Below are 22,855 nucleotides of genomic sequence, written 5' to 3'. Positions count from 1 at the left end.
CCGTGTTCCCCACCATTCGGGAAGTGCTCGCGCTGGAGCCGGTGCGCTCCGGCGCGCCCCGCCTCGTCGCCGGTGAAGCCGCGTTGGACCGACGGGTTCGTTGGGTGCACGTGGCCGAGGTGCCCGACATCGCCTCCCTGCTCGGCGGCTCGGAACTGGTCCTCACCACCGGGATCGGGCTGCCCGCCGACAACGCCGGGCTGCGGGCGTTCATCGCGGACCTGGCGGCCGTTGGCGTCGCCGGCCTCGTCGTCGAGCTGGGCCGCCGCTACTTCGGCGGGGTGCCCCGGGCGATGGTCGCCGCCGCCGCCCGGCACGGGCTGCCCCTGGTCGAGCTGCGCCGGGCCACCCCGTTCGTGCGGGTCACCGAGGCGGTGCACGCGCTGATCGTGGACGCCCAGCTGACCGAGCTACGCGCCACCGAGGAGATCCATCAGCGCTTCACCGAGCTCTCGATGGAGGGCGCGGGACCGGGGGAGGTGGTCCAGCAGGCGGCCGAACTCTCCGGCTGCGCGGTGGTGCTGGAGAACCTGTCCCGGCAGGTGCTCGCGTACGACCCGGCGGGGGGCAGCGCCGCCCTGCTGCTCGACGGCTGGGAACAGCTCTCCCGGCGGATAGCACCAGCGGGCCGGACCGCGTACGACGGGGACAACGGCTGGCTGGTGACGATGGTCGGCGCCCGGGGGCAGGACTGGGGGCGGCTGCTGGTGCGGTGGCTCGGTGCCGGCGCGGCGACCCCCGGGGACCGGCCGGACACCCCGCCCACCCGACTGACGATCCTGGTGGAACGGGCGGCGTCCAGCCTCGCCCTGGGCCGGCTGATCCGGCGCGACGCCGAGGGCCTGGAACGGCAGTTGCACCGCACCCTGCTCGCGGCCCTGCTCGACCACTCCCGGCCGGTGGACGAGGTGGCGCTGCGGGCCCGCGCCCTCGGCGTGCCGTTGGCGGGGCGGCACCTGGTGGGCGTGGTGGTCCGGTATCGGGCCGACGATCCGGCGCCGGCCCGGTCCGACGAGGGTGGTCACCTCACCGGGGGAGGCCAGCGGGCGGGCTCGGCCCGGCTGCGGGAGCTCGCCGAGGCGGTCGGCCACGCCGTACACGAGGCGCAGCTGACCGCGTTGACCAGCGCGCTCGATGACCAGACGGTCGGCGTGCTGCTCGCGTTGCCGGACCGCTCCGGCGAGGAACGGGCGCTCACGGCCTTCGTCACGGCCCTGGCCCGGGCCCGCCCGGACGTGTTCCCCACCGACGTCAACGGGCGACGGGGCAGCGGGCGGAGCCTGGGTCGCCCCGACCCGGCCGGCACCGCCGTGATCGGCGCCGGCTCGGGCGTGGGCAGTCTGCGGGAGGCGCGCCGCTCCCTGGTCGAGGCGCGGCAGGTGGCCGAGGCGGCCCGCCGGGACCGGCGGGACCTGCCGATCTACCGGCTGCCGCACGTCGGGCTCGCCGGCCTGCTGCACCTGCTGCGCGACGAGCCGTCCCTACAGACCTTCGTCGAGCGGGAGCTGGGCGCCCTGCTCTCCTATGACGCGCAGCACCCCCGGGAGCAGCTACTCGGCACCCTGCGCGCGTACCTGGAACAGGGCCGGAACAAGTCGGCCGGCGCCGTCGCCGCGCACCTGTCCCGCCCGGCGTTCTACGAACGCCTGGCCCGGATCGGTCGAATCCTCGACGTGGACCTCGACTCGGTTGACGCCTGCCTCGGTCTGCACGTGGCCCTGCTGGCGCTGGACGCGATCCGCCGGCCGGTGGCGGCCAACGTCACCCGGGCAGGTGCCGAACCCGTTCGGTAAGGGAGTCGAGGGCGTCGGCGTACCGGGTGGGGATGAAGCTGGGTCCCCCCGGTGTGAAGACGGCCGAGCTGGCCGCCGTCTTCCAGGCCGACTCCGGGACCGCGTCGACCAGCGCGCGCACCACCGGCGCCGCGCGCCACTGCGACTGCTCCGCGAGCAGGCTGAGCGCCACCACCGACTCCTCGACCTCGCCGACACACTCGAACGGCTTGTGCCCGTCCACGCCCAGCAGCTCCCGGTAGCCGGGTAGCTGCGCCGGGTCGGCCAGCAGGTCGCCACCGAAAACCCCGGTGATCCGCTCACGGGACATGAACGGCGCCAGGGCGAGGAAGACGAACCGGCACTTGGGGCAGTCCCGGCACCAGCGATCACTAGCGCCGCGCAGCTTGAACGCGGCGTTGCAGCTGGTCACCACGGCGTCGTACCCGCCGATCTGGGCGAAGAGCCGGGCGATGTGCAGCTCCGAGAGCTGGCGCAGCAGGGAGAAGTACGGGTCGGTGAGACCGGCGTGCTCCGCCAGCGCCCCGCGCAGCAGCCCCTCCGCCTCGACGCCCTTGGACCACTGGTGATTGATCTGGTGGCCGTCCCAGACCAGGTTCGGGTCCGACGCCGAGCGCTCGTTGGACATCACCACCGGGCCCAGCCCGTTCAGCACCGAGGTGGCCACCGCGATCAGCGAGTTGATCGCGGTCACCGGAATGTGGCCGTTCAACGCACCGGCGGCGTTCAGGTCGAACAACACCGGGTCGATGCGCCGCCGTGCCGCCAGCGCCGGCAACCCGGAGGCGACGTTAACCGCCTCGATCACCCGGTTGGGGTTGACCGAGAACGGCAACGGGTCCAGTCCGTCCCGGCGCAGCGCCTCCAGGCTGACGATCGAGTCCTTGCCGCCCCCGACCGCCGACAGTGGTCGCCGGTCGTCGGTGTCGTACCCGACCGCCGGGGCGACCTCGCCGGCGGGCACCTCGGGACGCAGCCGCAGCACGTGCGGCAGCGCGTTGCGGTACGCGTACTCGCCGAGGCCCTTGGTGTAGACGGCGGTGACCAGCGCGACGGCGGCCGGCCCCAGCGGAGCCGGCAGCACCAGCCGGTGCGGGGCGGCGGTCTTGTAGTAGCTGACCCCGGCGATCACGTGCAGCAGCTCCAGGACCCGCCCCAGGGTGGCTACCCGCGCATCCGAGGGAGGTGACGCGGGCAGCGGGAGGGTGATCACCTCCGTGAAACGTTGCTCGCCGTCCGGCCCGGTGAGGGCGTAGTCGAACAACGCCTCCCCGGTGGACAGGTCGAAGGAGTAGGACGGGAAGGTGAAGGCGTCCATCCGCCGCAGCTGCTCGTTGGGCACACGCCATACTAGGCCCTGGTTCGTCCGCCGTGCCCGAGTGCGCCCGGACCGCCCACCGACGTCGTCGATATTCCGAGGGAGAGCCCGTGCGCCTGTCTGACCTGCGCGGACGCAAAGTCGCGGTCTGGGGGACCGGCCGGGAGGGACGAGCGGCGGTGACCGCGATCGCCGCGCACGGCCCGGCGGACCTGGTCGCCGTGGACGACGGCGGCTCGACGGTCAGCCCGCCCTGGGACGGTTTCCTGGCGACGGCGGCACCGCTGGTCACCGGCGACGCGGGGGCGCAACGGCTGGCCGCCGCCGACGTGGTGGTCCGCTCGCCGGGCGTGCCGAACACCCACCCGTGGCTGGCCGAGCTGTGGCGGCGTCAGGTGCCGGTCACCCAGGGCACCGCGCTCTGGATGGCCGACCACGCCACCCGTACCGTCGGGGTCACCGGCAGCAAGGGCAAGAGCACCACCTCCAGCCTGATCAGCCACCTGCTCGCCGCGGTGGACCAGCCCAACGTCTTCGGCGGCAACATCGGGGTGCCGACGTTGGACCTGCCCGCGGCCGACCTCTACGTGCTGGAGCTCTCCAGCTACCAGTGCAGCGACCTGACCGACTCACCCCGGGTCGCCGTGGTGACCGCGCTCTTCCCCGAGCACCTGGACGCCCACGGCGGCGAACGGGAGTACTACCGCGACAAGCTCAACCTGCTGGCCCACGGCCCGGAGACCGTCGTGGTCAACGGCGCCGACCCCCGGCTCGCCGCCGAACTCGGTGACCGGCCCGTCGTGCGAGCCGGGACCCCCGACACCACCCATGTGGCGGGCGGCCCGGACGGCGCGCCCTGGTTCCACCTCGGCGACCAGCCGCTCTTCCCCCGGGCGGTGCTGCCGCTGGTCGGACGGCACAACGAGGGCAATCTCTGCGTGGCGCTGGCCGTGCTCGACGTGCTCGGCGTTGACGTGCTCGCCCGCCGGGACACCCTGGCGGTGGCCGTCGCCGGGTTCCAGGGGCTGGCCCACCGGCTCACCGAGATCGTTGACCCGTCCGGTTTGACCTTCGTCGACGACACCCTCGCCACCAGCCCGTACGCGGCCATGCACGCCATCGACGCGTACGACGGGCGGGCGCTCACCGTGATCGTCGGCGGTGCCGACCGGGGCCTGGACTACACGCCGCTGCGCGATCACCTCGCCGAGCGGGAGATCACCGTGGTCGGCGTACCGGACAGCGGGGCGCGGATCGTCGCCGCGCTGGCCGGGTTGCCGAAGGTCCGGTGTGAGGTCACCGGCGATCTGGTCGAGGCGGTTCGGCTGGCCCGGCGGGTCACACCGGCCGGCGGGGTGGTGCTGCTGTCACCGGCGGCGCCGAGCTACGGGCGGTTCCGGAACTTCGAGCACCGCTCCGAGGTCTTCGCCCAGGCGGTCCGCGACACCGCCGGCTGAGGGGCGAATCGGGTCGGGCCGGCTCGGCACCGGCAGCTCACCGGCGGTCGGCACCTGGCCGGGGTGCCTGCGCACGACCAGCTGGCCCGGCCACCAGTTGCCGTTGCCGATGACGGCCATCAAGGCCGGCAGGACGAAGGTGCGGATCACCAGTGCGTCCAGGAAGATCGCGGTGGCCAGACCGACACCGAGCTGCTTGAACTCGACCAGGCTCAGCGTCCCGAAGATCGAGAACACCGCCACCATGACGATCGCCGCGCTGGTGACCACCCCAGCCGAGCGGGTGATTCCCTCCTCGATCGCGTTGTGGATGGACATGCCTTGCTGCGCGGCCTCGCGGATCCGGCTGACCACGAAGACGTGGTAGTCCATGGAGAGGCCGAACAGGACCACGAATAGGAACAGCGGCATCCAGTTGATCAGGGTGCCGGAGGAGCTGAAGTCCAGGATGCCCTCGGCCCAGGTGTGCTGGAAGACGGCCACCAGCACGCCGAACGCTGCCGCCGCCGAGAGCAGGTTGAGGAACACCGCGGACAGGGCGATCGCCAGGGAGCGGAACATCACCGCCATCATCAACATGGTCAGTAGCAGGACGAAACCCACCACCCAGGGGAGCCGCTCCTGCAGGTGGTTGGTGAAGTCCTCGCTCCGGGCGACCTTTCCGCCCACCGCGTACTCGACGCCGTCGATGGCACCGATCGCATCGGGTAGCCAGGCCCGCAGCGTCACGAGCGACTCGTGTGCGCCGGCGGCCTTCGGCGCGTACGGAGTGCCGACGGTGACGGTGTGCACGCGCTGGTCGGGAGACTCGCGGATCCGCGGCTGCTGGTCCCTGGCGAACAGCGGATTCGCCTCGGCCCTGGTGGCAAGTCCCTGCAGCGCGGTGGTGACCTCCTCGGCCCTGTCGGCCGGTGCCCGTACAACGACCTGGTGGGTGGTGCCCTCGCTGGGGAAGTGCGTGGTCAACCGGTCCATCGCCCGCACCACCGCGATGTCCCGGGACAGGTCTTCGATGCTGGACTGCTTGAGCTTCATGTCGAGGGCGGGCAGCGCGAGCGCCAGCAGGGCACCGATCGATAGGGCCAGGGTGAGCACGGGGTGTCGCAGCGAGGGCCGCAGCAGCGCCGGCCAGACTCGCGAGCGGCCCGTGCGCATGGTCAAGCGCCACAGGATCGGCACGCGCGGCCGGTCGACCCACCTGCCGAGCTTGGCCAGCAGCGCGGGCAGCACGGTCAGCGAGGCGAGCACCGCGACGGCGACGACCATGATGGAGCCCGTCGCCAGCGAGGTGAAGGTGGCCTCCCGGGCCAGGTAGAGCCCGGCCAACGCGACGATGACGGTGAGGCCGGACATCACCACGGTGTGCCCGGAGGTGAGGGCCGCGATCTCGATGGCGTCGAGGCGGTTCCGCCCCTTGGCCCGCTCTTCCCGTTCCCGCTTGATGTAGAAGAGCGAGTAGTCGACGCCGACCGCCATCCCCATCAGCAGGATCACGTTGGTGACCGTGCTCGTGGCCGGAATGAGATGCGAGACGAGGGCGGACAGGCCGATCGCGGCCGCCACCGAGGAGAGGGCCAGCACCACCGGTATGCCGGCGGCGATCAGCGCGCCGAAGACCACGAGCAGGATCAGCAGGGTAATGGGCAGACTGAGGTACTCCGCGCGTTTGAAGTCCTCGCCGAGCGTCTCGGTGAGGCCCTTGGCGGTGGAGCCGGTGCCTACCTGCTCTACCCGGAAGCCGGGGTGCGCCTGCTCGACGGCGGCGCTCTGGTCGAGCAACGGCTGTACCCGGGCGTCGGCGGTCTCGGGGTCACCGGTCATCGTGACCGGGATCAGGACCGCCTCGCCGTCCGGCGCGGGGATGGCGTCGCCGACCTCGGCGACCTCGGGCAGCGTCTTCATGCGGGCGATGAGGTCCGTCGTGACCGCCTCGGTGGCGGCGGTGTCGAGCTTCCCACCGGCTGCGGCGGTGATCAGGACGCTTTCCTCGGGGGTCTCTGGGAAGTTGCCCGAAGCCTCCAGCCGCGTCGCCCTGCCGGACTCGCGGAGGCCGGAGTCGGCATCACTGATCTTGTTGGTACCGAGGGCGCTGCCGGCCAGGAAGCACACGATGACGAAGGCTGTCCAGAGGGCGATCGCGGACCACGGATGCGTAGCACTCCAACGCGCGATCCGCACCGTTGTCGGGTTTTTCCTCACGCCGTTCCTCCAGAGCCAGACGTTTCGGTCCCGGTTGACGCTAGTGATCGACGGTGCCGACGCCGACCCGATAGACCGTAAAGAAAGAGGAGGTGAAGCACAGCGGAGGACTGCGGTAAACCTTATTGTCACGAGCCCAGATATTGGAGAACGGCCAGGACCCGCCGGCTGTACCCGCTCGTGCGGGTCAGGTCGAGCTTCTCGAAGATGGTGTTGACGTACTTCTCGACCGCGCTCTGCGAGACGTGCAACCTCGCCGCGATGGCGGCGTTGGTGAGCCCCTGCGCCATCTGGCCGAGCACTTCGCGCTCCCGGTTGGTGAGCCTGTTCAGCGGGTCCATGTGGGTGGTGCGGGCGAGTAACTGCCGTACCACCTCGGGGTCGATGGCGGCACCGCCGCGGTGCACCCGTTCCAGCGAGTCGAGGAATTCCTCCACGCGGGAGACCCGGTCCTTGAGGAGGTATCCCACTCCCGTCGAGTCTGCGGCGAGCAGCTTTGTGGCGTAGTGCTTCTCCACGTGCTGCGAGAGCACCAGCACGCCGAGCCCGGGCCAGCGGCGCCGGATCTCGATAGCGGCCCGCAGACCCTCGTCGGTGTGCGTGGGAGGCATCCGGATGTCGACGACGACGACGTCCGGCAGGTGCGCCTCGACCGCGCGCAGCAGGGCGTCCCCGTCGCCGACAGCGGCTAGGACCTCGTGCCCCTCCTCGGTGAGTAACCGGCTCAGGCCCTCCCGGAGCAGGATCGAGTCCTCGGCAAGAATTATTAGCATGGGATCTCCACAATGATCTCGGTAGGTCCGCCGATCGGGCTGGTCACCGTCATCTGGCCGTCGAGTGCGGCGACCCGTAATTGCAGCCCGAAGAGGCCGCTGCCCGCTGCGTCGGCACCGCCGACGCCGTCGTCGGCTACCCGGACCTGGAGATTGTCGGCCGTACGCCCTACCCGGACAGTGACGGTCGAGGCACCAGAGTGTTTGGCCGCGTTGGTCACTGTCTCCGACACCACGAAATAGGCGGCCGTCCGCACCGGACGGGACAGGCTGATCCCCGGCTCCACGCTGACCTGCACGGGGATGACGGAGCGCTCGGCGACGCCGGCCAGCGCGGCCGATAGCCCCAGGCTGTCCAGCGCTGACGGGAACGCCCGCCAGGCCACCTCGCGTAGCTCGACCAGCACCTCCTCGACCTCGCGGTGCGACTGCTCCAGCAGCTGAGCAGCCTGCTCCGGACCGCGCCGTCGGGCGCGGCCCAGCAGCATCGCCAGCGCGACGAGCCGCTGCTGCAGGCCGTCGTGCAGGTCGCGCTCGATCCGCCGGCGCTCGTGGTCCACGGCCTGCACGACGCCTGCGCGGCTCACGGACAGCTCGGTGATTCGACGCTGGAGCAGTTCCCGCTCGGAGGGACCGAAGTGGCGCCGGACCAGCCGACCGTCCAGCGCGGCCAACGCCAGGATCCCCTGTAGATTCAGAAAGAGCAGAATCCCACCGAGGAACACCTGGGTGACCAGTTCCACCACGCCGATCGAGCCGCGGACCAGGCCCCAGATGATCAGGGCGGCCAGAATCAGGCCGACGCCGAGCAACGTGAGCACGACGTCGGCCAGGAGACCCGCCGCGGCACGCGCGGCGAGGTACGTCAGCGCCCCCTCCTGGTTGCGCAGGGTGGGGAAGGCGTCCCCGAAAAAGTAGGCCCGGCGGTGCAGTTCCAGGTTTACGAGCCGGTTTGCGCCGGCCCGGTAGCGGCGCCGCGCCCCGGCTTGAGTCCGGGACCACAACATCGCCGGACCGAGGATCACGCCGCCAACAAGGAGGTAGGCCGTCGCGACGAGGGCGGTGACGGTCCCGAGGAGGAATCCCGCCGCGCGCAGTAGCGGTGGCTTTCTCACCGTGGCTGTCGCGTCGATTCCTAGGTCGGAGGCTCCGGGCGGAGAGCTGCCGGAGTTATTCAGGGCGCCGGGCACGGGTAGCCACGTTACCGGTCATGATCGGGAGCGGAGACATCCGAATTGACGGTCGCCCCCGGCTGGACTGCTGTGCAGCAGGTTTGCGTGGCGAATTCGAGCTGAGTGCTGGTTGGTCAGACGGTGGGCCGGTCTGGTCGGGGTGTCCAGGTGACGCGGTCGGTCCACGCGCTGGCCCCGACCTCGGTGGCCGGAAATGGCGTCGCGTCATGGCTGCGGGTGCCGAGGTCCGGGCGTTCCTTGCGTTCCTGCTCCTCAACCCGGAGGCACGGGCGTTTCAAGATCATGCTGTGATTCCGAGGGGTGGTGCGATGCGGAGTTGCCGGTACTGCCGTCGATGGTCGGCGACCGCAGCTATCAGCGCGGTGCGGACCTCAGCGGCAACCTCCTCTTCGGTGCAGCGGCGCAGCAGGCCGGGGCGGATGCGCACATCAAGCTCCCCGTCGTGGTGGCGGACAACTTCCACCCATTGATTGGTGAGAGACCGACGGCCCGGATGCGGGAGAAATCGGCGAAGTATCGGGTCAGACTGTTCACCGGGTGCCTTCGTCCGTAGTCGTCAGGGTCATCGTGAAGCTGGCGATCCGTTGCACGGTGTCGTTGGTGTAGGAGAAGGTCTGCTCTTCCGGCCGGTCGGGACCGGTCAGCGAAACAAGGACGTGGGTAAAACGCCGCTCCGAGGCCGCGTAGATGCTGGCGAGGACCTTGTCGTAAATTCGATCCGAGCAGGACCTCGTCGCCCGGTATCGCTCGGCATCCCGAACAGTGACCTCTCCGCCGTAGCAGGGGCTTTCCGTTACCAATTTCTGTAGCATCGCCGCGTCGTCGCTATCAATGATGACTATCCGAACTTCGCCCGCGTGCGCTTGGTCGGCGGAGGTCAAGTCGAATTCGCAACTCAGGAAATGGTTTCGGTCCGGCTGGGTGTGAGTCACCGTCCACGACCCCCGGGCACCGTGTCCGGCAGCATCGAGGCCACTTCGTCACAGGACGGCAACGCGGCTCGCTCGCTCCAGGGTGCCCACTGCCACAGTCCGAGGATTCCCAGACCCAGAGCAGCGACCGTGATAACGGCTATCAGCCGCTTCTTTCCCACCGGCTACTCACCTCCAGCCAGGGCGACGCCGGTCCTGACCAGACTGGTCATCCTGGGTCGGCTGTTGCAGGTGGGCCAAGGCCAACCGGGCTGCTGCCCGTACCTGCCGGGCCAGCGATTCCTCGGTGTGGCGGTGCAGACTCCGTACCCGTACGTCTACCTCCCCGTCCGGGGAGGCAATGATCCGGATCGTGTGGTCTGGTGAGTGCACGTCCGCACCGGCCTCGACTTGCCCTCGGGGTTCGGCTGTCATCGGACCCGCCCTTTTCCTGTGTTGCCTGCTGCCTGGGTTCCGGATCGGAGCCTGGGGCCTCGAGTCGTGCGGGGCTCATTCAGCTGATCATAGCAACGTTGATCAGTATCGGTTCGCTCCAAAGAGGAGGTTGCGGCAAGCGTCGCCTGTCCCTGAACGCCGAGTCGACCGGCGCGGGTCAGGCCGGGTCGATCAGCGCGTACGCCCGGACCGGGAAGGTTCCCATGCCCGCCACGGCGACCGGAGCGGCGGAGAAGCGGAAGCCTCCTGCTGGCAGCCCTTCCAGCCCGCGCAGGTGCTCGACGATCGGAATGTCGGCGGCCAGCAGCTCGGTGTGCGCCGGACGGCGCAGGTCGGCCGTGTCGTCGATGTTGACCGAATCGATTCCGACCACCGCGGGATTCTGCGACGCCAGCCAGGCGGCTGCCTCGGCGGTGAGGAACGGATGACCGCCGGCGCCGTAGGTCGGAGTGCCCCAGTGCCGGTCCCAGCCGGTGCGCACCAGCACCGCTCGTCCGGTCACCACGCAGCCGGCGAACGCGTCCGCGCCGATGGCCGGCGTCGGGGCGGCGCGGACGTCAATGAGTACACCCGGCACGTCCACCAGGCGTGACAGCGGCACCTCAGCGAGGTCGGCGCCGTCGGCGTAGCGGTGGAAGGGGGCGTCCAGATAGGTTCCGGTGTTGGCCACCAGGGTCATCCTGCCGATCTGGAACTCGGTGTCCGGCGCGTAGTGGGTCCGGGACTCCTCGCGTGACAGGTGGTCCTCGATGTGCGGTCCGGGCAGACCCGGGTAGGTCGTCATGCCGTGCCGCACCACGTGCGACAGGTCGACGAGCCGGGTGGTGGACCCGGATCCGGTGGGGGCGGGCGGTGCTGTCGGCCTACTCATCGATCTCCGTCCGATGTCAGGGGGTGCTGGCCCAGGGCCAGTGGGCGGGCTCTCCGGTGCCGCCGGCGGCGGCGAACCCGGCGGCGATGGCGTCGCGGTCGGCGCTGACGGCGAGCAGGGTGTGCAGCAGGATACGGGCTTTGTAGCTGTCGAGGAAGCCCGCGCCGATCAGTCCTCGTTGCCGCAGGTCGCTCTCCGAGCCGGGGAAGGCGTAGGTGGCTTCCAGGACCGGCCCGGCGCCGATGCGGGAGGTGAGCACGACCGGGATCCTCGCCGTGAGAGCGGTGAGTTGGTTGATCAAGAGTTGGGGTACGTGGCCGACACCGAAGCCGGCCACGACCAGACCGTCCAGGTGTTCGGCGCCGGCGAGTAGGGCGCCGTCGTCGCCGACGGTGACGGTGTGCAGCCCGACCCGGGGCGTCCGGGTGATCGCCGCCAGCGGCACGGTCAGCCGGTGGGGCGGGTAGGCGAGCAGCCGAGCCACGCCCTCGACGACGTGGCCGAGCGGGCCGGTGTTCGGCGAGCGGAAGGTGCCGCCACTGGTGGAGTGCGTCTTGCGGACGTACCGCGCGGCGTGGATCTCGTCGGCGAAGACCACCAGCGCGCCGAGTCCGCGGGCGGTGGGGCTGGCGGCGGTGTGGATCGCGGCGAGGACGTTCGCCGGTCCGTCGGCACCGGCCTGGGTCGGGTTGCGCATCGCCCCGGTCACCACGATGGGCGCGTCGCCGCCGTGCAGCAGGTCGAGCAGGTAGGCGGTTTCCTCGATGGTGTCGGTGCCCTGGGTGACCACGACGCCCTCCACGTCGCCGGTGGTGGTGCGTTCGGCGATCAGGGCGGCGAGCCCGGTGAGGTCGTCGAGGCGCAGGGAGGCGCTCGGCAGTTGGCAGAAGGTCTGGACCTGTACGTCGATGCCGGTGTCGGCGGCACCGGGGACGGCGGCGATGAGGTCTTCGGCGGTGAGGGTCGGCACGACGCCGCCAGCGCCGCCGGTCATGGCGATCGTGCCGCCGAGGGAGAGCATCAGCACCGATGTCGGTTGCTCCGTCACCGCACCTCCTCGTCCGGGTGTGCCGGCGGCAGCCTGTCACAGTTTCCAGGTGAAGCCGAGGCGGCTCGACCGATCCACTTGACCTTGACACCGTGACAGGGTCTTGACTGTGCCGGGAGGTGGTACTACCCATGAACCCGGTCCAGAACACCCACCGTGCGGTGGCGGCCCTGGGCGCCGAGGCGTCGTCAACCCGGCTGCGGGCCATGCTGCTCGGCAGGCACCCCGACCCGAGTGTTGTCACCGCGCTGGTGCAGCGGTGCGCGGTCGAGCCGGACTTCTTCGTGCGGGACATGCTCACCTGGGCACTCACCCGCCTGCCGGAGGCGGTCACGCTGCCCAAACTCCGCGCCGAGCTCACCTCTGAGCAGGCCCAGGCCCGTAGTCAGGCCCTGCACTCGCTTTCCAAGATCAATAACCGGAGCGTGTACCCCTCGATCGTCGGAACTCTGCTGCGCGACCCCGACGACGAGGTCGCGCGGGCCGCCTGGCGGGCCGCGGTCGCTCTCGCCCCCGAGGGAGAGCAGAGGGCGCTGGCCGCGGAGTTGGTCACCCAGCTCGGTCGCGGGGACCGGGACGTGCGGCTGAGCCTCAGTCGGGCACTGGTCGGCCTCGGTGCGGCGGCCCGGCCGGCCCTTGCCGCCGGCGTCAATAGCCCGGACCCGAGGACGCGGGAACACGCCCACGCCACGTTGCTACTTCTGCGCGACCCGGAGGCCGACTACGCCGAGCTTGTCGAGGAGGCGCGCCGGCTCGTCGCCGGCAGGCTGGACCCGATGGGGAGGGAGAAGGAACCGCCATGCTGATCGGCGACGTGGCACGCCGCTCGGGAGTGAGCACCCGCATGCTTCGGCACTACGACTCGCTGGGGCTGGTACAACCGACCGGTCGCACTGCGGGCGGCTACCGGGAATACTCGGACGAGGACGTACGGCGACTGTTCCACGTGGAGAGCCTGCGGTCGCTGGGACTGTCGCTGCGCCAGATCACCCGGGCACTCCAGGACCCCACCTTTACGCCGGCCGGTCTGGTCGGTGACCTCATCACCTGGGCTGAAGAGCGGCTGGACCGGGACCGGGAGCTGCTCGACCGGCTGCGTACGGTCGCCGCCTCGGCGCCCACCGGATGGCCGGACGTCCTGCGCATCACCGAACTCATAACCGGGCTCAACTCACCCAGCGCCACCCTGCGTCAGCGAAGCGCCCTGGCCCCCGCCGAGGAGGTACGGGTGCCCGCTGAGCTGCTGGCCGGCGCGGTCCTCGCCGAGGCCGACCCGAATGTGGCCGGCGCGTTGCGGTGGGCGCTCGGGCGGGCGGACGGGGACGCCCTGGCAACCCTGGCGTCCGGTGCCCACTCCGGGAACGTGGACATCCGCCGCCGCGCGACCCAGGCGGTTGCCGAGTTGACCGGTGACGAGGCGACCGCAGTGCTCGTGGACGCCCTCGACGACCCGGACCCGACGGTCCGCCGACACGCGACCCTGGCGCTGGGTACGTACGGCGAGGTGGCGGCCGTACCCGCCCTCGTTGCCCTGGTGGTCGAGGGCGGCCATGACGTCGAGGCGGCCGAGCACCTGGGCGCCCTGGCAACGGACTCAGCCTGCGCTGAACAGATCGTCAACGCGCTCTCTGACGAACTCGCCGCCCCCACCGCGGACTCCGCCGCCCGCAGCCGCCTCACCCAGGCCATCCTGGAGCTGCCGCCCACCGTCGCGCAGCCGGTGCTGCGACGGTTGTCCCACGACGACGACCCGGTGGTGGCCCGGACCGCCGCGGCCTATCTGGAAGAGGAGGGCTCCACGTCTGCGGGACGCGGCACGCCAACCGCTTTCGAGGAGTGGCTTGAGGGCGAGTGGCCGGGGTAGATTCGCCGCCGCAACGGTCTCGACGGGAAGGTCACGGGGGCGTGGACGCCAGGACCGATGAACTGCGGGACGCGCACGACGTGCTCTCGGAGTGGTACGCCGAGAACCTCGTCGGAGTGCTCGACAGCATGCCGGTCGAGCGGGCGATGCTGGACCTGTTCGCCGAGGTGACCCTGGCCGTGGGCGCGGAGATCGCGGATGTCGGCTGCGGCACCGGACGGCTTCTTCCCTATCTTGCGAGCCGAGGCCTGTCGCCTCGCGGCGTGGATCTGTCGCCCAAATGATCGAGGTGGCACGACGGGAGAACCCCGGCTTCACGTACGAGGTTGCCGACCTGCGTGACCTGCCGTTCGAGGACGCCTCGCTGGCCGGGGTGGTCTGCTGGTTCTCGCTGATCTACCTGGCGCCAGCAGCCAGGGTTCCGGCCTTCGCCGAACTCGCCCGGGTGCTGAAGCCCGGCGGATACCTGGTCACCACCTTCAAACACGGTGATGGCACCGCGCACCGTAACCCTCCCGGCAGCCGGGTCGAGAGCTTCGGCATCGACTTCGACCGGTACTGGCTCTCCGCCCGAGAGATGGAGGAACGCTTCGCCGCGGCCGGATTCGGCATGATCTTCCAGGGCAGCACGCCACCCGAGGAACCGGAGCCCGCATACGGGTACATGCTGGTCCGCAAGACCGACCGCGGACGTGTATAGCTGTCGCCCGCTGCGGTTCGATCGCCGTTTCGGATCTGGATGATCCCGGGTTGATAGGCCGGTCGCCGGTGCCCAGCGGGATCAGGAAACCCTCGAGTTGCCGCATCAGGTGGACGTCCAACCGGGTGGGACCTACCTGTCGATGGTGGTCAGGAACCTCTTGAACTCGATCGCGCGGAGGCGTGCCGCGCCTACACCTCCCTGGGTGATATCGTGATATCACCCAGGGAGGTGTGGCATGCCCAATATCCTCGTCCGCGATCTCAGTCAAGAAGCGGTCGACCACATCGACGCGGCAGCCGCGAGCCTCGGGCTGTCTCGTAACGAGTACCTACGCCGCAAATTTGAGGAGAACATCAGACCCGCCGGTGAGCGGAAGGTCACCGCCGAAGACTGGCAACGGTCCGCAGAGGCATTCGCTGATCTAGCCGACCCCACGGTAGTGGAGGCTGCGTGGCGGTGACGAGCTGGCTGATCGACAAGTCCGCGTACGTGCGGCTCCACCTCGGCCAAACGGCGAACCGCGACGAGTGGAGCGCACGCATCAGCCGCGGGCTCGTCCGGCTCTCCACCATCACCCGCCTGGAACTCGGCTACTCGGCACGCTCCGGAGAAGTGGGGCGCCGGCAGTTCGCCACCCCACCGTTGTCCCTGATGCCAGTCGAACACCTCACACCCGCCATCGAAGACCGGGCCTTGGAGGTGCAGATGCTGCTCGCCGACCACGGCCAGCACCGCGCCCCGTCAATCCCCGACCTGCTGATCGCGGCGACCGCTGAAAAGACCGACCTGACCGTTCTGGCCGTCGACAAGGATTTCGACCTCATCGCAGCGGTCACCGGTCAGCCGATCGAAACCCTACCCGGCTGAGCCTGGACCGGAGGTCACGCCCGGACCCAGATGCCGGTGGCCGCGGTGCTCGTGGCGTAGTCGGTGAAGTCGCGGGGCGGCCGGCCGAGGGCTCGCGCGACCCCGTCAGCGACCCGGGCGTTGCGCCCGTCCAGCAGGGTCGTGAAGAGGTACGTCAACAACTCGATCGTGCCGGCCGGGACGCGGGCGGCGGCGAGGCTGTCCGCGTACTCCTCGGGGGAGACCCGCACGAGGTTGATGGTCCGACCGGTACGGGTGGCGATGTCGGCGACCGCCTCGGCGAAGGTGAGCAGCCGGGGCCCGGTCAACTCGTAGAGCTGCCCGGCGTGCCCGCTGCCGGTGAGTGCCGCCACGGCCACCTCGGCGATGTCGTCGGCGTCCACGAACGGCTCGGGTACGGCCCCGACCGGGAGAACGACCTCGCCGCCGCGGACCGGCTCCAGGAGGTAGTCCTCGCTGAAGTTCTGGTTGAACCAGCTCGACCGCAGGACCGTCCACTCCACCCCGGCGGCCTGGACGTGCTCCTCGGCGGACCGGGCAATCTCCTCCCCGCGCCCGGAGAGCAGCACCAGCCGGGAGACCCCGGCCGCCACCGCGAGATCGGTGAACGCGGCGACCGTCTTCAGCGCGCCCGGCTCGGCGAGGTCCGGGTGGTAGGAGAGGTAGACGGCGTTCACGTCCCGCAGGGTCGGTGCCCAGGTCGCCGGGTCGGTCCAGTCGAAGGGCGGTCGGGCGGTGCGGGAGCCAACCCGCACCGGTACGCCCTGACCCCGTAGCCGGGCCACGATGCGTCGGCCGGTCTTGCCGGTGCCGCCGAGGACCAGGGTGCGCTGCTGCTTCCGTTGGTCTGTCATACACCCAGTGAAGTGCGCCAGCCCGAGACGGGACATAGCTAATCCGCGCGAGCTTGTGTTCAATCGTCTACATGGACGCAGTCGTAGGTCTCCTGGATGGACCCCGAGCCCAGGGTGCGTTCCTGCTGCGCTCGGTCCTGACCCCGCCGTGGTCCCTGGCGATCCGGGACGAGGCGCCCCTCACCCTGGTCGCCCTGGTCCGAGGTGACGCTTGGGTCGCGCCGGAGGAGGGTACGGCGGTCCGGCTGACCCCGGGGGACACCGCGATCGTCCGCGGCCCCGCCCCGTACCGGGTCGCCGACGACCTCTCCACGGCACCGCAGGCCGTCATCCATCCTGGCCAACGCTGCACCGGCCCGGATGGCGGGGAACTCTGCGGAATGAGCGAGTGGGGGGTGCGGACCTGGGGCAACGGCGCGGACGGCCCGACGATGCTGCTGACCGGTGCGTACGCGATGCGGGGTGCGGTCAGCCAACGGCTGCTGACCGCACTGCCGCCGGTGCTCGTCGTGCCCGGCGACTCCTGGGATTCCCCGTTGATTCCACTGCTGGCCGACGAGATCGTCAAGGACGACCCCGGTCAGGAGGCGGTCCTCGACCGGCTGCTTGACCTGCTGCTCATCGCGGTGCTGCGGGAATGGTTCGCCCGTCCCGGTGCCGAGGCCCCCGGCTGGTACCAGGCGCATAGCGACCCTGTCGTCGGCCCCGCCCTGCGCATGCTGCACCACGAACCGGCCCGGCCGTGGACCGTGGCGTCCCTGGCCGCCGAAACCGGAGTCTCCCGGGCGGCGCTGGCCCGGCGGTTCACCGCGTTGGTTGGTGAACCGCCCATGTCCTATCTGACCGGCTGGCGGTTGAGCCTCGCCGCCGACCTGCTCCGGGAGCCGAACGCCACCGTCGGCACGGTCGCCCGCCAGGTGGGCTACGGCAGTTCCTTCGCGCTGAGTACCGCCTTCAAGCGCCGCCGTGGCGTGAGCCCTCGTGCACACCGCTCGGCATTGCCCCGGGTCTAAACTCCGCATACTTCTATTGAGGGTGGTAGTCCGCACCACCGAAGAGGAGCGTGAGATGGGACGACTGAACCACGTTGCCAGGATCCTCGCATTGGCCGGGGGCACCTTCGGGACCGTCTATATGGTTTTAAATGGAGGTAGGATAACCTGGCTTTTCGTTGCTTCGGGTGGAGTAGTCGTAATCGGTGGCGTTCTCATGATTGTCGATGGAGAACCGAAAAGGCGGCGGGAGTGATAGGAACCTGAGCAGCCCGGCGTATACCTCCGCCCAGGGTCAGGACACCGCCACGGGGTGCCGCGGCGGTCAGGAACTCTTGGGGAGTTCCGCGGGCCACCGCTGGCGGTCGACGTTGGTCTCCCACTCGGCCACCGGGCCCGACCCCCCAGCACTCGCCGCGGCCCGGTCGACGACCGGGACGTCCGCCCCGCCCACCAGCTGATGCGTTCCGCGTCCCTGTTCCGTCTTCGCGGCCAGCACGTAGGTCGTGCCGGGCCGCAGCAGGGGCTCGCCGTCGACCCGCCAGGTGTCCTTGCCGAGGGTTCCACCCAGCTGGACCACCCGCAGCGTCTTGACTGGCTCGCCCTTGAGGGTCTGGTCCACGGTGACGTCGAAGACGGTGTAGGGCGTGCCGTCGCGTTCCTGCACCTCGGCGATACGGTCCACCGTCGCGACGACGACGTAGTCGGCGAACCCCGCCACCTTCGTCCCATCCTTCACGTCGAACGCGTAGGACGAGTGCACCGAATGTGTCTCACCGGCGCGCAGCGAGTCGTAGGCCAACCACCCGCCAGCGGCCGCCGCAACGGCGGCGGCACCTGCGACCAGCGGTCGAACAAGGCGGCGGTTCATGCTCAGGACCCCCCATGCCGTACGAATTCTCGTACACCCGCATTGACGTGGTGTCAGGTGGACGGTGCGGTGACGCTACACGGTGCCAGTTGTTCGCGGTGCGCGGTGGTGAGAGCGTGCCGTCATCACCCGCTACGTTGAGAGGTGTCGCTATGACCACCGACGATCTGCTGGCCCGGCACCGGGCGGTGCTCCCGTCCTGGATGCCGCTCTACTACGACGAACCACTCGAACTCGTCGCTGGCCAGGGGCGCCGGGTCACCGATGCGCAGGGCCGCACCTACCTGGACTTCTTCGGCGGCGTGCTGACCAACAGCATCGGCTACGACATTCCGGAGATCCGCGAGGCGGTGGAGCGCCAGTTGCGTACCGGGATCGTGCACACCTCGACGCTCTACCTGATTCGACAGCAGGTGGAGTTGGCCGAGAAGGTGGCCCGGCTGTCCGGCATCCCGGACGCGCGGGTCTTCTTCACCAACTCCGGCACCGAGGCCAACGAGGCCGCGTTGCTGATGGCCACCAACTACCGGCGTTCGCAGCAGATCCTCGCCGTGCGCAACAGCTATCACGGCCGGTCGTACGCGACGATCGGGGTCACCGGCAACCGGGGCTGGTCGGCGAGCCCGCTGAACCCGCTGCAGGTGGCCTGGCTGCACTCGGGGGAGCGGCTGCGGGGCCTACTCGCCCGGCTGCCCGAGGCGGATCGGATCGACGCGGCGGTGGAGGATCTGCGGGAGGTGCTGGCCACCCAGACCTCGGGTGATGTCGCCTGCCTGATCGCGGAGCCGATTCAGGGCGTCGGCGGATTCGTGCACGGCCCGGACGGGCTGCTCGCCGGCTGGCGCAAGGTGCTCGACGAGCATGGCATCCTGCTCATCTCAGACGAGGTGCAGACCGGCTGGGGGCGTACCGGCACGCACTTCTGGGGCTACCAGGCCCACGGGGTGACCCCAGACATGATCACTTTCGCCAAGGGGGTAGGCAACGGCTTCGCGCTCGCCGGTGTGGTCGGGCGGGCCGAGGTGGTCGAGTCGGTGCCGGCGATCAGCTTCTCCACCTATGGCGGCAACCCGATCTCCACCGCCGCCGGCAACGCCGTGCTCGACTACGTGCTCGACAACGATCTGCAAGCCAACGCGGACCGGGTGGGCAGGATCCTCAACGAGGGGCTGCGTGCCGCGGTCGGCGGGCTGCCCGGGGTCGCCGAGGTGCGCGGCAAGGGGCTGATGCTCGGTGTCGAGTTCGTCCACCCGGGCACCGCTGACCCGGATCCCGGGCGAGCCGCTCGGGTGTTCGAGGCGTGCCGGGCCGGTGGCCTGCTCGTGGGCAAGGGCGGCCTGTACGGGAACGTGGTGCGGATGGGCCCGCCGTTGACCCTGACCGAACAGGAGGCCCGGGAGGGCCTGGCAATTCTGGTGGACGCGATCCGGTCCGGCGGGACCGCGGCGGAGGTGGCGGCGTGAGTCTCATCGGGCACTTCGTGGACGGCAAGTTGCTCTCCGGCACCGCGGTGCGCCGCGGCGACGTCTTCGACCCGGCCACCGGCGCGCGTACCGCGGAGGTCGAGCTGGCCTCCGCCGCGGAGGTGGCGGCAGCGGTCGAGGCCGCCGACCGGGCCGCGCGGAGTTGGCGAGACGCCTCCCTGTCGCGGCGCGCGGCGGTGCTCTTCGCCTTCCGGGAGTTGGTCCATGCCCGGCGCGACCGGCTCGCCGAGGTGATTACCGCGGAGCATGGCAAGGTGCTCGCCGACGCCGCCGGCGAGGTGCAGCGCGGGCTGGAGGTGATCGAGTACGCCTGCGGCATCCCCGCGGCGATGCGCGGCGGGTTCAGCGAGAACGTCTCGACCGAGGTGGACTCCTACAACCTTCGCCAGCCCCTCGGGGTGGTGGCGGTGATCAGCCCGTTCAACTTCCCGGTGATGGTGCCGCTCTGGTTCGTGCCGGTCGCGGTGGCGACCGGCAACGCGGTCGTGCTCAAGCCCAGCGAGAAGGATCCGAGCGCGGCGCTGCTGCTGGCGGAGTGGTTCGCTGAGGCGGGCCTGCCGCCCGGGGTGCTCAACGTGGTCAACGGGGACAAGGAGGCCGTGGACGCCCTGCTGGATCATCCCGCGGTGCGGGCGGTGTCGTTCGTCGGCTCCACGCCGGTCGCCCGGCACGTGCACCAGCGGGCGTCGCTGGCGGGCAAGCGGGTGCAGGCCCTCGGCGGGGCGAAGAACCACATGGTGGTGCTCCCCGACGCGGATCTGGACCTGGCCGCCGACGCCGCCGTCAACGCGGGGTTCGGGTCGGCGGGGGAGCGCTGTATGGCGATCTCGGCGCTGGTCGCGGTGGAGCCGGTCGCCGACGCGTTGGTCGAGAAGATCGCCGAGCGGGTGGCGGGGCTGCGTACCGGTGACGGCCGGCGCGGCTGCGACATGGGCCCGCTGGTCACCGCCGCACACGCCGAGCGGGTGCGTTCGTACGTCGAGGCGGGCGTGGCGGCGGGCGCGGTGCCGGTGGTGGACGGGCGGGACGTGCGCCCGGACGGGGACCCGAACGGCTACTGGTTGGGGCCGACCCTGTTCGACCGGGTCACACCCGAGATGTCGGTCTACACCGACGAGATCTTCGGGCCGGTGCTGTCGGTGCTCCGGGTCGGGTCGTACGAGGAGGCCGTCCACCTGGTCAACACCAACCCGTACGGCAACGGGACGGCCATCTTCACCAACGATGGGGGTGCCGCCCGGCGCTACCAGCACGAGGTGGAGGTGGGCATGGTCGGGATCAACGTACCGATCCCGGTGCCGATGGCGTACTACTCCTTCGGCGGCTGGAAGGCGTCGCTCTTCGGCGACCTGCACGCGCACGGGGAGGACGGGGTGCGCTTCTTCACCCGGGGCAAGGTGGTCACCAGTCGTTGGCTGGACCCCCGACACGGTGGGGTCAACCTGGGGTTCCCCACCCAGACCTGAGTAGCCGCAGGGCGCCCGCCCCGGCCAGGTACGCCACCAGCGCCGGGACGGGCAGCCCGAGCAGCAGCGGGGCGTCCCGTGGGGCGGTCGCGTTGATGACGAGCGCGGCGACGACGGCGACGAAGGCGGTGACGGCGAGCACGCCGCGGCCGGTGAGCCGCCAGTGATCCGCCCGGTTGTCCGATGGCGGGGCGGGCCCTCGGGCGGCCGGGGGGCGGCCGGTGCGTGCCTCGATCGGACCGAAGACGGCGACCAGCGCGGCCAGGAACACACAGATGATCAGCACCCAGGGGATCCGCCAGGCCAGCCAAGCGGTCGTGCCGGCAGCCGGCGTCGGTAGCAATCCCACCGCGTCCAGGGCGCCGATCGCCAGGATCGCCGCGCTCAGGTGCCACAGGAAGACCGTCAGTACGACGCTGTTCACCGCGATCACCGCCATCCAGGGGCGGTCGCGGCGCAGCCAGCGCTGCGCCGGCCCGCGCAGCAGCAGGAGGAGCCCGAGCTGCGCGGTGCTCACCGCCAGCAGCGCGAGGCTGGGCGGGGCGGCGTTGTTCAGCCGCTCACCCGGAATGTTGATCATGCTGACCGGGTACGGGCCGGGGCCGGTCAGCAGTACCGCCACCGTCAGCCCGCCGAGCAGCGCCGTCCACCCGGCCCGCCGGGACAGCGGTAGCCGTCGGGTCCGGAGCCCAGCCCAGCGGCCGCGCGGTGCCGTTGCGTCAGCGTCTTTCTTGTCCGCGTCGTACCAGGCGAAGCCGAGCTGGTGAATGGCCAGCCAACCGAAGAGGTAGTTCGGCAGGGCGGCGTCGTGCAGGCCGAGTTCGCGCGTCAGGTCGCCCGCCGTGACCAGGATGGCCAGCGTCACCGGTACGCGCAGCCCGTACCGCCGGTGCAGCGCGTACATCACCGGGGTCAGTGGCACCACGAGGAGGTACGCGGCGAGGAACCACAGCGGGATGGTGGCGAAGTAGACCACGGTCCGGACCAACGACGGGTCGGCGCCGGCGAGCCGGGCGGCGAAGCCAGCGGCGGCGAGGACGAGCACCAGCACACTGGTGGGCCGGAGCAGCCGGGCACTGCGGCCGAGCAGCCAGCCGGTGGCGTCCCCGCCGCGACGGCGCTGCGAGGCCAGGGACGCGGCGTTGGCGTACCCGCCGACCAGGAAGAAGATCGGCATGACCTGGACCGCCCAGGTCAGTGGGTAGGCCCAGGGCAGGTCGGGCAGCGCGGAGCGGGCGGTGGGTTGCCCGGAGGCGTCGTGCCCGATGTCCACGACGCTCCAGTGACCGAGAACGACCATGACGATGGCGAGGGCCCGGAGCAGGTCGAGGTAGCGGTTCCGGCTCGCCGGTGTCGCCTCGGCGAGTCGGCGCAGGCGGCCCATGAGCGCAAGCGTAGGGGACGGTGCTGCTCACCGTCGGTGTTCGCCCAGACGTGGCTGTTGGCCGGCACCCGGTTCGGGTGCCGGCCAACAGTTTCTTTCCCCCTGGTGTGGGTTAGGTCTGTGGGTGGGGGTTTGTTTGTGGGTGTCGGTGGGTCAGCTGGTCCAGTGCTCGGCCACCAGGTCGGCGGCCTGGGTTTCCCACTGGGCGTAGTGGAACGGGTACGCCGACACCTGCACCTTCTGCGCGGCCTCGGTCAACGGCAGGTCCTGCCAGCCCTTGACCTGCTTCAAACCGTCCAGGAAGGCGGTGGTGGAGTAGGCGGGGTCGGTGATCTGCTCCACCGTGCCCCA

22 protein-coding genes and 2 pseudogenes are annotated in these 22,855 nt (G+C 70.5%); 10 read left to right on the top strand and 14 right to left on the bottom strand.

Annotated elements, in window-relative coordinates; genetic code table 11:
• Nucleotides 1-2 precede the first annotated feature (2 nt).
• The gene (locus tag T398_RS18015) at nt 3-1,793 is read left to right on the top strand and encodes a PucR family transcriptional regulator (RefSeq protein ID WP_496448411.1); all 1,791 of its coding nucleotides are present in this window, start codon (nt 3-5) and stop codon (nt 1,791-1,793) included.
• Here T398_RS18015 and T398_RS18010 read toward each other — a convergent pair.
• The gene (locus tag T398_RS18010) at nt 1,762-3,135 is read right to left on the bottom strand and encodes a MurL-like N-terminal domain-containing (RefSeq protein ID WP_496448409.1); all 1,374 of its coding nucleotides are present in this window, start codon (nt 3,133-3,135) and stop codon (nt 1,762-1,764) included. The two genes, T398_RS18015 and T398_RS18010, sit on opposite strands and share 32 nt — an antisense overlap.
• A gap of 86 nt (nt 3,136-3,221) precedes the next feature.
• Here T398_RS18010 and murD point away from each other — a divergent pair, with 86 nt between their 5' ends.
• A complete protein-coding gene (gene murD / locus T398_RS18005; RefSeq protein WP_496448407.1) occupies nt 3,222-4,568 on the top strand; it encodes a UDP-N-acetylmuramoyl-L-alanine--D-glutamate ligase in 1,347 nt (448 codons plus the stop codon).
• Here the strand turns inward: murD and T398_RS18000 are convergent.
• From T398_RS18000 to T398_RS17960, 9 genes are all read right to left on the bottom strand, one after another.
• Entirely contained in the window at nt 4,479-6,767 is a 2,289-nt protein-coding gene (locus T398_RS18000) for an MMPL family transporter (RefSeq protein WP_496448405.1), read from the bottom strand. The two genes, murD and T398_RS18000, sit on opposite strands and share 90 nt — an antisense overlap.
• Nucleotides 6,768-6,895: 128 nt before the next feature.
• Nucleotides 6,896-7,540: a response regulator transcription factor gene (locus T398_RS17995; protein WP_496448403.1), complete on the bottom strand. Its 645-nt coding sequence runs from the start codon at nt 7,538-7,540 to the stop codon at nt 6,896-6,898.
• On the bottom strand, nt 7,534-8,655 hold the full coding sequence (locus tag T398_RS17990; protein WP_496448401.1) for a sensor histidine kinase: 1,122 nt from the start codon (nt 8,653-8,655) through the stop codon (nt 7,534-7,536). Before T398_RS17990 ends, T398_RS17995 begins: the two co-directional genes overlap by 7 nt.
• A gap of 191 nt (nt 8,656-8,846) precedes the next feature.
• A complete protein-coding gene (locus tag T398_RS17985; protein WP_496448400.1) occupies nt 8,847-9,017 on the bottom strand; it encodes a hypothetical protein in 171 nt (56 codons plus the stop codon).
• The gene (locus T398_RS17980; protein WP_496448398.1) at nt 9,014-9,196 is read right to left on the bottom strand and encodes a hypothetical protein; all 183 of its coding nucleotides are present in this window, start codon (nt 9,194-9,196) and stop codon (nt 9,014-9,016) included. Before T398_RS17980 ends, T398_RS17985 begins: the two co-directional genes overlap by 4 nt.
• A gap of 67 nt (nt 9,197-9,263) precedes the next feature.
• Nucleotides 9,264-9,665 carry a hypothetical protein gene (locus tag T398_RS17975; RefSeq protein ID WP_496448396.1) on the bottom strand — a complete coding sequence of 134 codons (402 nt, stop codon included), beginning with the start codon at nt 9,663-9,665 and terminating at the stop codon, nt 9,264-9,266.
• Between the two features lie 168 nt (nt 9,666-9,833).
• On the bottom strand, nt 9,834-10,079 hold the full coding sequence (locus tag T398_RS17970; protein WP_496448394.1) for a hypothetical protein: 246 nt from the start codon (nt 10,077-10,079) through the stop codon (nt 9,834-9,836).
• Nucleotides 10,080-10,257: 178 nt separating this feature from the next.
• Complete coding sequence (locus tag T398_RS17965) at nt 10,258-10,971, bottom strand: cyclase family protein (RefSeq protein ID WP_496448393.1); 714 nt, start codon at nt 10,969-10,971, stop codon at nt 10,258-10,260.
• A gap of 16 nt (nt 10,972-10,987) precedes the next feature.
• Nucleotides 10,988-12,019, bottom strand: coding sequence for an asparaginase (locus T398_RS17960; RefSeq protein WP_496448391.1), 1,032 nt, complete (start codon nt 12,017-12,019; stop codon nt 10,988-10,990).
• A gap of 131 nt (nt 12,020-12,150) precedes the next feature.
• Here T398_RS17960 and T398_RS17955 point away from each other — a divergent pair, with 131 nt between their 5' ends.
• From T398_RS17955 to T398_RS17935, 5 genes and pseudogenes are all read left to right on the top strand, one after another.
• On the top strand, nt 12,151-12,825 hold the full coding sequence (locus tag T398_RS17955; RefSeq protein ID WP_496448389.1) for a HEAT repeat domain-containing protein: 675 nt from the start codon (nt 12,151-12,153) through the stop codon (nt 12,823-12,825).
• On the top strand, nt 12,819-13,883 hold the full coding sequence (locus T398_RS17950) for a MerR family transcriptional regulator (protein WP_496448387.1): 1,065 nt from the start codon (nt 12,819-12,821) through the stop codon (nt 13,881-13,883). Before T398_RS17955 ends, T398_RS17950 begins: the two co-directional genes overlap by 7 nt.
• A 41-nt stretch (nt 13,884-13,924) precedes the next feature.
• Nucleotides 13,925-14,583 (top strand): annotated as a pseudogene (locus T398_RS17945) (class I SAM-dependent DNA methyltransferase).
• A gap of 238 nt (nt 14,584-14,821) precedes the next feature.
• Nucleotides 14,822-15,046 carry a type II toxin-antitoxin system VapB family antitoxin gene (gene vapB, locus T398_RS17940; protein ID WP_496448386.1) on the top strand — a complete coding sequence of 75 codons (225 nt, stop codon included), beginning with the start codon at nt 14,822-14,824 and terminating at the stop codon, nt 15,044-15,046.
• Nucleotides 15,037-15,453 (top strand): PIN domain nuclease, encoded by a 417-nt coding sequence (locus tag T398_RS17935; protein ID WP_496448384.1) that lies wholly within the window; start codon nt 15,037-15,039, stop codon nt 15,451-15,453. Before vapB ends, T398_RS17935 begins: the two co-directional genes overlap by 10 nt.
• Nucleotides 15,454-15,467: 14 nt before the next feature.
• Here the strand turns inward: T398_RS17935 and T398_RS17930 are convergent, their stop codons facing one another.
• Nucleotides 15,468-16,307 carry an NAD(P)H-binding protein gene (locus T398_RS17930; RefSeq protein ID WP_496448383.1) on the bottom strand — a complete coding sequence of 280 codons (840 nt, stop codon included), beginning with the start codon at nt 16,305-16,307 and terminating at the stop codon, nt 15,468-15,470.
• 71 nt (nt 16,308-16,378) lie between these two features.
• Between T398_RS17930 and T398_RS17925 the strand changes: the two genes are divergently transcribed.
• Nucleotides 16,379-17,320 carry an AraC family transcriptional regulator gene (locus T398_RS17925; protein WP_496448381.1) on the top strand — a complete coding sequence of 314 codons (942 nt, stop codon included), beginning with the start codon at nt 16,379-16,381 and terminating at the stop codon, nt 17,318-17,320.
• 304 nt (nt 17,321-17,624) lie between these two features.
• Here T398_RS17925 and T398_RS17920 read toward each other — a convergent pair whose 3' ends face one another.
• A complete protein-coding gene (locus T398_RS17920; protein WP_496448379.1) occupies nt 17,625-18,170 on the bottom strand; it encodes a hypothetical protein in 546 nt (181 codons plus the stop codon).
• 152 nt (nt 18,171-18,322) lie between these two features.
• Between T398_RS17920 and T398_RS17915 the strand changes: the two genes are divergently transcribed.
• Both T398_RS17915 and T398_RS17910 read left to right on the top strand, forming a co-directional pair.
• Complete coding sequence (locus T398_RS17915; RefSeq protein ID WP_496448378.1) at nt 18,323-19,633, top strand: aspartate aminotransferase family protein; 1,311 nt, start codon at nt 18,323-18,325, stop codon at nt 19,631-19,633.
• Nucleotides 19,630-21,120, top strand: a complete 1,491-nt coding sequence (locus T398_RS17910; RefSeq protein ID WP_496448376.1) for a CoA-acylating methylmalonate-semialdehyde dehydrogenase — start codon at nt 19,630-19,632, stop codon at nt 21,118-21,120. Before T398_RS17915 ends, T398_RS17910 begins: the two co-directional genes overlap by 4 nt.
• Here T398_RS17910 and T398_RS17905 read toward each other — a convergent pair.
• Nucleotides 21,092-22,504, bottom strand: a complete 1,413-nt coding sequence (locus tag T398_RS17905) for an acyltransferase family protein (RefSeq protein WP_496448374.1) — start codon at nt 22,502-22,504, stop codon at nt 21,092-21,094. The two genes, T398_RS17910 and T398_RS17905, sit on opposite strands and share 29 nt — an antisense overlap.
• 153 nt (nt 22,505-22,657) lie before the next feature.
• Nucleotides 22,658-22,855: pseudogene (locus T398_RS17900) on the bottom strand (hypothetical protein); the annotation flags it as partial.

The organism is Salinispora goodfellowii (assembly GCF_059570675.1).
The sequence above is the reverse complement of the archived record's forward strand: the minus strand, read 5'-3'. Positions and strand labels throughout refer to the sequence as shown.

What these genes read in the sequence shown, in the direction of transcription:
- T398_RS17985 (WP_496448400.1), bottom strand. Translation starts at nt 9,017, where the DNA reads ATGATCTTGAAACGCCCGTGCCTCCGGGTTGAGGAGCAGGAACGCAAG.
- T398_RS17965 (WP_496448393.1), bottom strand. Translation starts at nt 10,971, where the DNA reads ATGAGTAGGCCGACAGCACCGCCCGCCCCCACCGGATCCGGGTCCACC.
- T398_RS17930 (WP_496448383.1), bottom strand. Translation starts at nt 16,307, where the DNA reads ATGACAGACCAACGGAAGCAGCAGCGCACCCTGGTCCTCGGCGGCACC.
- T398_RS17955 (WP_496448389.1), top strand. Translation starts at nt 12,151, where the DNA reads ATGAACCCGGTCCAGAACACCCACCGTGCGGTGGCGGCCCTGGGCGCC.
- T398_RS17995 (WP_496448403.1), bottom strand. Translation starts at nt 7,540, where the DNA reads ATGCTAATAATTCTTGCCGAGGACTCGATCCTGCTCCGGGAGGGCCTG.
- vapB (WP_496448386.1), top strand. Translation starts at nt 14,822, where the DNA reads ATGCCCAATATCCTCGTCCGCGATCTCAGTCAAGAAGCGGTCGACCAC.
- T398_RS17950 (WP_496448387.1), top strand. Translation starts at nt 12,819, where the DNA reads ATGCTGATCGGCGACGTGGCACGCCGCTCGGGAGTGAGCACCCGCATG.
- T398_RS17970 (WP_496448394.1), bottom strand. Translation starts at nt 10,079, where the DNA reads ATGACAGCCGAACCCCGAGGGCAAGTCGAGGCCGGTGCGGACGTGCAC.
- T398_RS17925 (WP_496448381.1), top strand. Translation starts at nt 16,379, where the DNA reads ATGGACGCAGTCGTAGGTCTCCTGGATGGACCCCGAGCCCAGGGTGCG.
- T398_RS17915 (WP_496448378.1), top strand. Translation starts at nt 18,323, where the DNA reads ATGACCACCGACGATCTGCTGGCCCGGCACCGGGCGGTGCTCCCGTCC.
- T398_RS17905 (WP_496448374.1), bottom strand. Translation starts at nt 22,504, where the DNA reads ATGGGCCGCCTGCGCCGACTCGCCGAGGCGACACCGGCGAGCCGGAAC.
- T398_RS17920 (WP_496448379.1), bottom strand. Translation starts at nt 18,170, where the DNA reads ATGAACCGCCGCCTTGTTCGACCGCTGGTCGCAGGTGCCGCCGCCGTT.